Genomic DNA, 12,225 nt, shown 5'->3' on the forward strand with positions numbered 1-12,225 from the left:
CACCGCCCACAACCGTCACTCGTGCTCCCGAGGGCGCCGCGGCGGTTCAGCTCCAGGACGCCACGAAGTAGCCCACCCCGTAGGGCGCCTCGTCGTAGAGCAGCCGCCCCCCGAGGGCCGCGCCGGCGGCGCCGTCCAGGACCTGCCAAGGGGACCGTCCGGAGATCATCAGCTCCCGGGCCAGGTCCGCGTCCAGCCAGGGGAGGAAATGGTCCGTGCCGGTGCGGGCGAGTGCCGCGGCGATACCGGCGTCGGCCTCCTCGGCCCGCTCGTCCAGGTACCCGGGCGCCTTGAGGTCGCGACGCGCGCTGCCGTCGCCCATCACCAGGAGCCCCACCCTCTCGGCCAGGGCGGCCACCCGGAGCCCGTCCTCGCTGTTGGCCGGCCACTCCCGGCCCGCACCGACCTCCAGTCCGCGTACCGGGCCCCGCCAGCCCGCCCGCTCCAGCAGCCAGGCCCCCACCGTCAGCGACAACGGAAGCGGCGACCGCAGTACGGGCACCCCGGCGCCGCCCGCGGGTGTGGCGCCGAGCCGTACGTCCACCGCGACGCCGTACGGCCGGAAGCTGCCTGGCGCGCCCTGGTCGTGCCAGGCGGAGTCGGCCGCCGGACCGGGGCCGACGACCACGATCAGCTCGGGCCGGGCGTCGAGCACGGTGCGCAGCGCCTCGTCGCACGCGGCACGGAGCCCGTCCAGTTCGGGGGCGGCTCCCGCGGCGACCTCGGGCACGAGGAGCGGTGGACAGGGACAGACGGCGGCGGCGACAAGCATGATCGGCAGGGTAGTCCCGCGCGCGGGTGATGTCCCAGCGCGCCCACGCGCGGTAGGGGCGCCCGACCGTGGCACCCCACCGGCCGCGGTGACCGTACGCGCGGACAGGCCCCCGGCCCAGCGGTCAGGAGCTCACCACGAGTACCGCACGTGTCGCACGTGTGGCGCGTCGGCGTCGTTCCCCCCGCGCGGCAGCCGTCACAGACCGCCGCAGGCGCCCCCGGTGGCGGCGGGCAGGGGCGCGGGGACACCGATGCCCGGCAGGCCGAGCATGACTCCGGCGGACGGCGCGGCGGGCTGAGCGGTGCGCTTCTCCCAGGCGTCCCCCGCGCGCGTGCGGCGCACCTTGATGACGTCGCCCTCGGCGAGCAGATGGTGCGGTGCCGCGTAGGTGACCTCCACGGTCACCACGTCACCCGGGCGTACCTCTTCGTCGGGCTTGGTGAAGTGCACGAGGCGGTAGTCGGGGGCGCGGCCGGACAGCCGGTGCGTGGCCCCGTCCTTGCGGCCCTCGCCCTCGGCGACCATGAGGTCGAGGGTGCGGCCGACCTGCTTCTTGTTCTCGTCCCAGGAGATCTCCTCCTGAAGGGCGACCAGCCGCTCGTAGCGGGCCTGGACGACGGCCTTGGGGATCTGGCCGTCCATCTCCGCGGCGGGCGTACCGGGGCGCTTGGAGTACTGGAACGTGAACGCCTGGGTGAAGCGGGCCTCGCGCACCACATGGAGGGTCTGTTCGAAGTCCTCCTCGGTCTCGCCGGGAAAGCCCACGATGATGTCGGTGGTGATCGCGGCGTGCGGGATCGCCTCGCGGACCTTCCGGATGATGCCGAGGTAGCGCTCCTGGCGGTAGGAGCGGCGCATGGCCTTGAGGACGGGGTCGGAGCCCGACTGGAGCGGCATATGGAGCTGCGGCATGACGTTCGGGGTCTCGGCCATGGCGGCGATCACGTCGTCGGTGAAGTCACGCGGGTGCGGCGAGGTGAAGCGGACCCGTTCGAGACCGTCGATCGTGCCGCACGCGCGCAGGAGCTTGCTGAACGCCTCGCGGTCCCCGATGTCGGAGCCGTACGCGTTGACGTTCTGCCCGAGGAGGGTGATCTCCGAGACGCCCTCGGCGACGAGCGCGTCGATCTCGGCGAGGATGTCGCCGGTCCGGCGGTCCTTCTCCTTGCCGCGCAGCGCGGGGACGATGCAGAACGTGCACGTGTTGTTGCATCCGACGGAGATGGACACCCACGCGGCGTACGCGCTCTCGCGGCGGGTCGGGAGGGTCGAGGGGAACGCCTCCAGCGACTCGGCGATCTCGATCTGCGCCTCTTCCTGGACGCGGGCCCGCTCCAGCAGCACCGGCAGCTTGCCGATGTTGTGTGTGCCGAAGACCACGTCGACCCAGGGCGCGCGCTTGACGATGGTGTCGCGGTCCTTCTGGGCGAGGCAGCCGCCCACGGCGATCTGCATCCCGGGGCGCTTGGTCTTCATCGGGGCCAGGCGGCCGAGGTTGCCGTACAGGCGGTTGTCGGCGTTCTCCCGGACGGCGCAGGTGTTGAAGACGACGACATCGGCGTCGCCGTCGGCGCCCTCGGGCGCGCGGACGTATCCGGCGCCCTCCAGCAGCCCCGAGAGTCGCTCGGAGTCGTGGACGTTCATCTGACACCCGTAAGTGCGCACTTCGTACGTTTTCAAACCGTCCACTGTTCCGCCAGCCACGTCGTTACCGCTCACCTGTCCAGGGTAAGGGCTGCGGTCGGCCGGTCCGCCAGGCCGTCCTCCACGCGGTGGCGGACCTCGACGAGAAACCTGTCGGTGAGCCCGTCGGACACCTGGCGCGCCCGCGCGGGCGCCGCACCCGGGACCGGTTCGGTACCCCGATGAACACTATCCAGCCACGGCCCCGGCCTGGCAGGATCGCGGCCATGTTCCCGGCACTGCCCCGTATCGACCGACGCCGCGCCCTCCGGGGCGGCACCGGGGCGCTCGTCGTGCTCGGTCTGCTGCTGTGGTGGGTGCTGCCGCTGGAGGAGGACTCCCCCCGGGGCGAGGTCACCTTCAGCACCGGGGTGCGGTCCGGCGTCTACGAGCGCTACGGAAAGCTGCTGCGGACCGCGCTGGCCCGCGACGTGCCGGACCTCGACGTGACGCTGACCCCCAGCGAGGGCTCCCAGCAGAACGTACGGCGGGTGGCCTCAGGGTCCGCCGACTTCACCGTCGCCGCGGCGGACGCCGTCGAGAAGTACCGGCTGGACGGCCGTCCGGGAGCGGACCGGCTGCGCGGCTGCGCCCGCCTGTACGACGACTACGTGCAGCTCGTCGTGCCACGCGGCTCCTCCGTGCTGGCGGCGGACCAGCTACGCGGCAAGAAGGTCGCGGTCGGCCAGGTGGGGTCCGGGGTCCGGCTGATCGCGAACCGTGTGCTGAGGGCGGCGGGGCTCGATCCGCAGCGCGACATCGAGCCGGTGTCGATAGGGATCGACACCATGACGAGCGCGTTGAAGGGCGGCGACATCGACGCGTTCTTCTGGTCCGGCGGTCTGCCCACCAACTCGGTGCGCGAGCTCTCGGAGGAGTTCGACGTGCGCTTCGTGGAGCTCGGTGACCTGGTCGACGCACTGCACGACCAGGGCGGCGCCTCGCGCTACTACCGGGCGTCCGTGATGCCCGCCGACGCGTACCCGTCGGCGCAGCAGGGCACCGCGGTGTCGACCCTGGCGGTGGCGAATCTGCTGGTCACCACGGACCGGCTCGATCCCGAGCTGACCGAGCGGCTCACCCGCACCGTGATCGACAGCCGCGACCACATCGGGGGCAGGGTCCACGCGGCCCAGCTGGTCGATCTGCGCACCGCCCTCTACACCGACCCGCTGCCGCTGCACGACGGCGCCCGGAGCTACTACCGCTCGGTGAAGCCGTAGGGGCGTCCGGCACCAGTCCGGCCGGACCACGCGGTCGGCCGAGGCTCGCGGCACTGGCCCTGGCCCGCGTCACCCGGCGCCGGCGACCAGGAGATGCCTCGCCCCAGGGCCAGAGACGGCTCCGGCGGGCCCTGGGCGGCCCGTGGAGCCCGTTCCGAGGACCAAGCGGAGCCCGGGGACCCCTGGAGGACCGTCGGCCCTCAGAGAGGCTCCCCCGTCATTCGCCCCGCGTACGCGGCAGCGTGACGGTCACCCGCAGGCCGCCCGGCTCGTCGCGGGCGTACTCGATACGTCCGCCGCCGGGGGTCAGCAGGGCGCGGGCGATGGACAGGCCGAGGCCCGAGCCCTTGATGTTCTGGTGCTGGGCGCTGCGCCAGAACCGGTCCCCCACCCTGGCCAGTTCCTCGTCGGTGAGGCCGGGGCCGCCGTCCGTCACGACGATCGTGGAGCAGCCTCCCTCGGCGGTGACCGTGACGCCCACCTCCGCTCCCCCGGGGGTGAACTTGAGGGCGTTGTCGATGACCGCGTCCAGCGCGCTGGACAGGGCGATCGGATCGGCCCACGCCGTGACCGCGGGGGTGCGGTGCCGCAGGTGGACGCCCTTGTCGTCGGCGACGGGCCGCCACGCGTCGGCGCGCTCGGCGGTGAGCGCGCCGACGTCGATGAGCCGCAGATCCGCCTCGGCGTGCTCGGCCAAGGCCAGATCGAGCAGATCGTCGAGGACCTGGGCGAGCCGCTTGCCTTCGGTGCGCACGGAGGCGATCTCGGCGTTGTCCTCCGGGAGCTCCAGGGCGAGCAGGTCGATGCGCAGCAGCAGCGCCGACAGCGGATTGCGCAGCTGGTGGGACGCGTCGGCGACGAAGGCGCGCTGCTGTTCCAGGACGTCCTGGACGTTGTCGGCCATCTCGTTGAACGACCGGGCCAGACGTCGGAGTTCCGGAGGACCGCCTGAGGGCGCCACGCGTGACTTCAGCCGCCCGGTGGCGATGTCGTGGGTGGTGGCGTCCAGGACGCGGACGGGCCGCAGGACCCAGCCGGTCAGCCGGAGCGCGGCGCCGACGGCGACGAGCATCGCCGCCGCCTCACCCAAGGCGATCAGCAGCCAGCCGCGCAGGGTCTTGTACCGCATCTGCCCGGTCGGCGAGTCCGTGACGACGACGGCGATCACGTCGCCGTCCCTGATGACCGGGGAGGCCACCACCAGTCGGCCGCGCTCCCAGGGCCACACCTGCGCGGGGTCGTGACCGGGGCGCGACAGCAGGGCCTCGTCGAACGCGTCACGGACGTCGCCCTGTTCGGGCAGGGCCCAGTTCGCGGGGGCGCTGGCCATGGGCGCGTCGTCGCGGAAGTAGACGCCGGCCCTGATCCCGTAGACCTCGTGGTAGCGGGAGAGCTCCTGCTGGAGGGTCTCCCGGCGTTCGTCGGTGGTGGACACCCGGGAGCCGGTGCCGCGCGCGGTGACGAACTGGGCCAGCGACGCGAACCGTGCCGTGTCGTCGATCCGGTCGATGACGACGGTCTGCTGTTCCTGTGCCGCGACACTCGCCCCCAGCGGGAAGCCGAGGGCGAGCAGGACACCCGCCATCAGGACGATGAGCAGCGGGAGAAGACGTGCGCGCACCCTCGGCCTCTACGGTGCCGGGGCGACGAGCCGGTAGCCCACGCCACGGACGGTCTCGATGAGGGCGGGCATGCGCAGTTTGGAGCGCAGGGACGCGACATGCACTTCCAGGGTGCGTCCCGTGCCCTCCCAGCTGGTGCGCCACACCTCGCTGATGATCTGCTCCCGCCGGAAGACGACACCGGGGCGCTGGGCGAGCAGTGCCAGCAGGTCGAACTCCTTGCGGGTGAGCTGGACGGGGGTGCCGTCGACGCTGACGCGCCGGTTGGGCAGTTCGATGTGCACGGGCCCGAGCCGGAGTTCGTCGCACGCGGTGGTGGCCGTCTCGCCCGGGGCGCCGCGTCGGCTCACGGCGTGGATGCGCGCGAGGAGCTCACCCGTGTCGTAGGGCTTGACGACGTAGTCGTCGGCGCCGAGGTTGAGGCCATGTATCCGGGACCGCACGTCGGAGCGTGCCGTCACCATGATCACGGGGGTGCCGGTGCGTTTGCGGATCTTGCCGAAGACCTCGTAGCCGTCCTGGTCGGGCAGCCCGAGGTCGAGCAGGACCACGGCGAACGGCGGCTGGTCGGGTGCCGTGTCGGGCAGCAGCGCGCGCAGGGCCTCCTCACCGCTGCGGGCGTGGACGACACGGATGCCGTGCCGTGCCAGCACCGCGGACAGGGCGGCGGCGACATGGTCGTCGTCCTCGACGAGGAGGAGTCTCATGCGGGCTCCCTCCAGTTCACGTTCGGTTCCGTTCCGGTACGTCCGTACGTCGTCGTCGGCCTGTACACCTGTTGTCGGTGGGCGGGTGCCGGTCCGGGGACCGGGCGTACCGTGCCCCGCGGTGAGGCGGAGTGTGCCCCACGCGCATGTGCCCGTCGCCGGGCGGACCACGCTGTGCGGCGGGCGCCGGTCCGCCACGACCGGGGGTGCCGGACGGGACGTGACCGGGACGCCGGACGGGACAGCCGCGGCCGATTCCCCGTGAACGCTGTCCCACCCCCGCCGGTACGCACGCGCGATTCCCGTTCCCACACGTGTCCACGCATCCACTCCGATGACAAAGGACCACGTCAAGGGCGATCGGAGGCACGACGCGTTCCGTTACCCACCCGGTACGCGAGCGTGGTGCGATCCTCACACAACGTGAGTGTGCGCGATCAGATCGTTATGCTCAAGTTCCCCTCAGATGTACTGACTATGGCATCGGAGCGTCACTACTGTCCTCCCAACCGACGAGGACGGAGCTATGGCCGATGACTGAAGTGTCGGTGACCAAGGACGCCGCACCCACCGCCGACGAACTGGTCGTGCTGAAGAACGTCAACAAACACTTCGGCGCGCTGCATGTGCTCCAGGACATCGATCTGACCATCACCCGTGGTGAGGTCGTTGTCGTCATCGGGCCCTCCGGTTCGGGCAAGTCGACCCTGTGCCGCACGATCAACCGGCTGGAGGCGGTCGACTCGGGTGCCATCACGATCGACGGCCGGCCGCTGCCCCAGGAGGGGCGGGAGCTGGCCCGGCTGCGGGCCGATGTCGGCATGGTCTTCCAGTCGTTCAACCTCTTCGCGCACAAGACGGTGCTGGAGAACGTGATGCTGGGGCAGACCAAGGTCCGCAGGACCGAGAAGAAGGCCGCGGAGGAGAAGGCACGCGCGCTGCTGGACCGGGTCGGTGTCGGCACCCAGGCGGACAAGTACCCGGCGCAGCTCTCCGGCGGTCAGCAGCAACGCGTGGCGATCGCGCGGGCGCTGGCGATGGACCCCAAGGTGATGCTCTTCGACGAGCCCACCTCCGCACTGGACCCGGAGATGATCAACGAGGTCCTGGAGGTGATGCAGCAGCTCGCGCATGACGGTATGACGATGGTCGTCGTCACCCACGAGATGGGCTTCGCCCGCTCCGCCGCCAACCGGGTCGTCTTCATGGCCGACGGCCGCATCGTGGAGGAAGCGGTCCCGGAGCAGTTCTTCAACAACCCGCGCAGCGACCGCGCCAAGGACTTCCTGTCGAAGATCCTGCACCACTGACCTCCGCCCGGCCGCCCGACGGCCGCAGACGCCCCGGGAAGGCCCTCCAAGGCCCTTCCCGGGCGTCTTCCGCCACTTCGGACCGCGGGCGAGGTGCCCGCGCCCCGACGAACGCCGTACGCGCCGATTCCGCCGCTCCGCCGATCTCGCTGTTCCCGCCGACACGAAGGATGCCCCCTGATGAAGCTCCGCAACTCCGCCGCCGTGGCGGCGATCGCCGTACTCGCGCTCACCCTGACCGCCTGCGGCGGCGAGTCCGGCAACGCCGGTGACAAGCCCGCCGGGGGCACCGACGGCAAGGACGCCCCGAAGCTGCCCACCTACACGGTCGCCAAGGACGTGGCCGTGGACTCCCCGGTCCTCAAGAAGGCCCAGGGCAAGGGCAAGCTCGTGATCGGCGCCAAGAACGACCAGCCGTTCCTCGGCTTCGAGGCCACCGACGGCGAGCGGTCCGGCTTCGACATCGAGATCGCCAAGATGGTCGCCGCCGACCTCGGCTTCGCGGCCGACAAGATCGAGTTCAAGACCGTCGACTCGAACGTCCGCGAGACCGCCATCTCCAAGGGCGAGGTCGACCTGTACGTCGGCACGTACACCATCAACCCCGAGCGCAAGAAGCAGGTCGGCTTCGCCGGTCCGTACTTCCTCGCGGGCGCCGACCTGCTGGTCCGCAAGGACGACACCGCCATCACCGGGTCGGACTCCCTCAAGGGCAAGACGGTCTGTTCCATCAAGGGCTCCACCCCGCTCACGGAGATCAAGAAGCCCAAGTACGGCGCCAAGACGGTCGAGCTCTCCAAGTACTCCGAGTGCGTGCAGCAGCTGCTGAACAAGGAGGTCGACGCCGTCACCACGGACGACGCGATCCTCAAGGGCTACGCCGCGCAGCGCCCGGAGAAGCTCAAGGTGGTCGGCAAGACGTTCACCAAGGAGCCCTACGGCATCGGCATGAACAAGGACGACAAGGCCCTGCGGACCGCCGTGTCGGACGCCGTCGAGGCGCACCAGAAGAACGGCGACTACAAGAAGGCGTACGACGCGACGCTCGGCCTGTCCGGCTCCTCGTACATCGAGCCCCCGGCGCTCGAACGCTACTGAGCCGCTCCCTGACACCTCCCGCGGCCGTCCTCCGACGGCCGTGAGGAGGTCCCCGGTTCCCCGGCAGCACTCCGGCCGCCCCGGACGGCTCCTCCCCAGGACACGTCCGGCGGCGGCCCTCCCTGCCCGCCCGCCGCCCACGAGGACATCCCCGTGAACGTACTGCTCGACCATCTCCCGGAGTTCCGCGAGGGTTTCATCGGCACCATCCTGCTGACGCTGGCCAGCGGGCTGCTCGCGATGCTGCTGGGTGTCATCATCGCCGGATTCCGTGTCTCCCCCGTCCCCCCGCTGCGCTACTTCGGCACGGCCTGGGTGACCCTCTTCCGCAACACCCCCCTGACGCTGCTCTTCCTCGTCGCCTGGTTCGTGGTGCCGGTCATCTTCATGCCGGGGCTGAGTCCCTGGACGAAGGCCCTGCTCGCACTGGGCTGCTACACCTCTGCGTTCGTCTGCGAGGCCGTGCGCTCCGGCATCAACACGGTCCCCTTGGGCCAGGCCGAGGCCGCGCGCTCCCTCGGGATGTCGTTCTTCCAGACCCTGCGGCTGATCGTGCTGCCCCAGGCGACCCGGACCGTGCTGCCGCCGCTCAGCTCGATCTTCATCGCGCTGACGAAGAACTCCGCCATCGCGGGCGCCTTCAGCGCCACCGAACTGTTCGGCGTCCAGAAACTCCTCAGTGACCAGGGCTTCGCGATCGCCTGGATCTTCCTGTGGGTGGCCCTCGGCTACCTGATCATCACCTTCACCATCAGCGGCATGTTCCGGCTGCTGGAGCGACGCATGGGGGTCGCCCGATGAGTTCGAGCGTCCTGTACGACACACCGGGGCCCAAGGCCCGCGTACGCAACCGCGTCTACACCGTGGTCGGCTCCGCGGCCGTGCTCGCCCTGATCGTGTTCGCCGTGTACCGGCTGAACGTCAAGGGCCAGCTGGAGCCCGAGGTCTGGAACATCTTCAACAACGCCGGGGTGCGCGCCGACATCCGGGACGGCCTGCTGAGCACCCTGAAGGTGTTCGCCATCGCGGGCCTGCTGTCGTTGGTGCTGGGGCTGCTGCTCGCGGTGGCCCGGCTGTCCGACCACAAGCCGGTCAGTCTGGCCGCCACCTGGTTCATCGAGCTGTTCCGCGCGATCCCGCTGCTGATCACCATCTACGCGCTGTGGGTCGTCTTCCTGTCCTACCGGGACAGCCTCGGCCCCATCGGCGACAACACCGCCTTCTGGGCCCTGGTCATCGGGCTGAGCGTCTACAACGGATGCGTCCAGGCGGAGGTCCTGCGCGCGGGGATCAACGCCGTCCCGCGCGGACAGGTGGAAGCGGCGTACGCGCTGGGTCTGCGCAAGTCGCAGGTGATGACGATGCTGCTGCTGCCGCAGGCGGTGCGCTCGATGCTGCCGACGGTCATCAGCCAGCTCGTGGTGACCTTGAAGGACACCTCGCTCGGCTACATCATCCTCTACCCGGAGCTGCTGTTCGAGGCCCGCGAGATGGCCAACAACATCATCGTGAACGGCGAGAACCCGATCACACCCGTCGTCATCGTCGTGGGCGCCATCTACGTCACCCTCTGTCTGGCGCTGGCGTCGCTGGCGAGCTGGATCGAGCGACGCGGCAGCCGGACCAAGACCGGGATCGCGGTCGCCGCGACCACCGGTCCGGAGCCCTCGGACATGATCCCCGCCCAGCCGGCCGGGGAAGGCCCGGCCGTGGAAGCGGCGGGCGTCAAGAAGTCCGACCTGCCCTGAGAACGGCCGCCCTGGCGCCGCCCCGGGAGTCCGCAGGGTCTCCCTGGGGGCTCCCGGGCGGCCTTCCGGGGGCTTCATTCGGGCTCGGCGGCCTTCCAGGGGGCTCCCTGAGAGCTCCCGGGACCGCGCCCGGCCCGCGGTCCGAGGCGGGGTGTGCGGCGCGGCACAGGTCGCGTAACGTGGTCATCTGACGTCGTGTGAGCTGAATGTGTGCCCAGGAAGGCAGTGGCGTGCTCGCCACTGCCTTCGTCGCTTGACGCAAGCACCGGCAATGGGTTGCATACGTTCTGTGATCGCGCACCCTGCTCCGTTGTTCCGCCGCAGTACGTTCCGTACATCTGACCAGCCGTCACGGACTCCTCTCCGGGCAGGGGGCGCCACACCGTGGACCCGGTGATCGTCGTCGGAGCGGGCCCGGTGGGGCTCACGCTCTCCCTCGCGCTCGCACGGCACGACGTACCGTGCGTCCTGCTCGACGAGGGCCCCGGCAAGGACGAGCAGCGCCCCGCGCGGACCGCCGTCCTGCGCGACGACACGGCGCAGCTCGTCCAGCGGCTGACCGGGACCCCGCTCACGGAAGGGGGCGTCGGGACGCGCTGGACGGGCTGGCGCGCCCAGCGCCGCAAGCAGCTGGTGCAGCAGGTCACCTTCGACGACGCCGATCCGTCGCCGGTCCACCTCGCCCAGCACTCGCTGACCGCCGCGCTGCGCGACGCGATCGCCAAGGAGACGCTCGTCAAGGTCTCCGTCGACAGCCGGGTGGACGCGATCGAGCAGGAGCGGTCCGGTCTGACCGTCCACACCCGGGGCCCCAAGGGCACCTGGTGGCGCGGCAGTTACCTGGTCGGATGCGACGGCCCGCGGTCCACCGTCCGCAAGCTGCTCGACATCCGCTTCCCGGGCCGGACCGCCGTCGAACGCCACGCGGTCGCCGCGCTCCGCACGGAACTCCCCTGGGCCGGCGAGGCGCTGCTGCACCGAATGCCGCCCTGGCGGCTCTCCGGCAGCGAGGTGACCGGCCGGCCGCTGGCCGACGGGGTGTGGCGCCTCGACTGGCTGCTGCCCCCGAGGAACGAACTGGTCACCCCCGAGGCACTCGTCGCACGTGTCCACGAGACCCTCACCGGCTGGAACGGCGGAGTCACACCGCCCTACGAACTCATCGACACCGGGGTCCACACCGTCCATCACCGGCTGGCCCGCCGATGGCGCGTCGGACGGGCCTTCCTCGCCGGGGACGCCGCCCATCTGCTCGGCGCCCTCGGTACCCAGGGTCTCGACGAGGGGCTGCGCGACGCCGAGAACCTCGCCTGGAAGCTCGCCCACGCCTGGCACCACGGCCCCTCGGACGAACTGCTGGCCAGCTATCAGACCGAGCGCCGGGCCCTGGTGGCCGCCCGGCTGCGCGCCGCCGACCAGTCGCTCCCGGCGCTGCGCGGGTCGGGCGGGCTGCGGGCCTATGTCCCCGGCACCACCCGTGGGCATGACGCCCTGCTCACGGACGGTCATCTGGGGCGCGGCCCGCTCGGCGCGCCCGGCACCCACGCGGGCTCACCCCTGACCCCCGCGCCGTTCCCCGAATCCGTGCCGGTGGGCACCCCCGTGGGGGCGCTCGCCGTGGATGTGCGGGTGACGGCCGAGGACGGCTCCTTCGTGCGGTTGCGGGAGCGGCTGGGCCTCGACCATCTGATCGTACTCCTGGTCGCGCCCGGCACCGGGGTGTGGGAACGGCGGCACTGGGCCGGTGCCGGGATCATGCCCCGGCTCACGGCGGCGGTGGCCGCGCTCCCCTGCCGTGCCGAACTCCTCGTCACGGAGTCGTACCCCCGGGCCGCGGCGCACACCGTGCTGCTGATCCGTCCGGACGGACATCTGGTGGCCGCCTTCAACGGCGTCCAGCCCGGCGCGCTGTACGCGGCGGCCGATATCGCGCTGGGCGGGGCCGGCGAGGCCACGGAGACGTCCGACGCCGGATGACACCCCGCGCGCGTGGGCGTGTTCCCGGGGGAAGCACCGGGAGCACCGGCGTCCTGGCCGACCCGGCGGGACCGTCCTGACG

At 71.3% G+C, this 12,225-nt stretch carries 10 protein-coding genes; 6 read left to right on the forward strand and 4 right to left on the reverse strand.

All coding sequences use genetic code 11. From position 1 onward, the window contains the following. Nucleotides 1-46 precede the first annotated feature (46 nt). Both OG711_RS10575 and miaB read right to left on the reverse strand, forming a co-directional pair. Nucleotides 47-772 (reverse strand): class III extradiol ring-cleavage dioxygenase family protein, encoded by a 726-nt coding sequence (locus tag OG711_RS10575; protein ID WP_266507585.1) that lies wholly within the window; start codon nucleotides 770-772, stop codon nucleotides 47-49. 198 nt (nucleotides 773-970) lie between these two features. Next, nucleotides 971-2,479, reverse strand: coding sequence for a tRNA (N6-isopentenyl adenosine(37)-C2)-methylthiotransferase MiaB (gene miaB, locus OG711_RS10580; protein ID WP_405674815.1), 1,509 nt, complete (start codon nucleotides 2,477-2,479; stop codon nucleotides 971-973). A 206-nt stretch (nucleotides 2,480-2,685) separates the two neighbouring features. On the opposite strand from miaB, the gene OG711_RS10585 reads away from it, so the two are divergent. Then, nucleotides 2,686-3,681 carry a TAXI family TRAP transporter solute-binding subunit gene (locus OG711_RS10585; RefSeq protein ID WP_266510315.1) on the forward strand — a complete coding sequence of 332 codons (996 nt, stop codon included), beginning with the start codon at nucleotides 2,686-2,688 and terminating at the stop codon, nucleotides 3,679-3,681. A gap of 217 nt (nucleotides 3,682-3,898) precedes the next feature. Here the strand turns inward: OG711_RS10585 and OG711_RS10590 are convergent, their stop codons facing one another. Next, the gene (locus OG711_RS10590) at nucleotides 3,899-5,302 is read right to left on the reverse strand and encodes a sensor histidine kinase (protein ID WP_073789352.1); all 1,404 of its coding nucleotides are present in this window, start codon (nucleotides 5,300-5,302) and stop codon (nucleotides 3,899-3,901) included. Between the two features lie 9 nt (nucleotides 5,303-5,311). Then, a complete protein-coding gene (locus OG711_RS10595) occupies nucleotides 5,312-6,010 on the reverse strand; it encodes a response regulator transcription factor (RefSeq protein WP_073790369.1) in 699 nt (232 codons plus the stop codon). A 533-nt stretch (nucleotides 6,011-6,543) separates the two neighbouring features. Here OG711_RS10595 and OG711_RS10600 point away from each other — a divergent pair. The 5 genes from OG711_RS10600 to OG711_RS10620 all read left to right on the forward strand — a co-directional run bounded on the left by OG711_RS10600 (nucleotide 6,544) and on the right by OG711_RS10620 (nucleotide 12,143). After that, nucleotides 6,544-7,320, forward strand: coding sequence for an amino acid ABC transporter ATP-binding protein (locus tag OG711_RS10600; RefSeq protein WP_329559133.1), 777 nt, complete (start codon nucleotides 6,544-6,546; stop codon nucleotides 7,318-7,320). Nucleotides 7,321-7,500: 180 nt separating this feature from the next. Next, nucleotides 7,501-8,418, forward strand: coding sequence for a glutamate ABC transporter substrate-binding protein (locus tag OG711_RS10605; RefSeq protein WP_073789348.1), 918 nt, complete (start codon nucleotides 7,501-7,503; stop codon nucleotides 8,416-8,418). Between the two features lie 153 nt (nucleotides 8,419-8,571). After that, complete coding sequence (locus OG711_RS10610) at nucleotides 8,572-9,219, forward strand: amino acid ABC transporter permease (protein ID WP_073789345.1); 648 nt, start codon at nucleotides 8,572-8,574, stop codon at nucleotides 9,217-9,219. Next, the gene (locus OG711_RS10615; protein WP_073789342.1) at nucleotides 9,216-10,166 is read left to right on the forward strand and encodes an amino acid ABC transporter permease; all 951 of its coding nucleotides are present in this window, start codon (nucleotides 9,216-9,218) and stop codon (nucleotides 10,164-10,166) included. The genes OG711_RS10610 and OG711_RS10615 overlap by 4 nt, the downstream gene beginning before the upstream one ends. A 384-nt stretch (nucleotides 10,167-10,550) precedes the next feature. Then, complete coding sequence (locus tag OG711_RS10620) at nucleotides 10,551-12,143, forward strand: FAD-dependent monooxygenase (protein WP_329559134.1); 1,593 nt, start codon at nucleotides 10,551-10,553, stop codon at nucleotides 12,141-12,143. Nucleotides 12,144-12,225 lie beyond the last annotated feature (82 nt).

It is taken from the genome of Streptomyces uncialis, from assembly GCF_036250755.1.
Classification (GTDB): domain Bacteria; phylum Actinomycetota; class Actinomycetes; order Streptomycetales; family Streptomycetaceae; genus Streptomyces; species Streptomyces uncialis.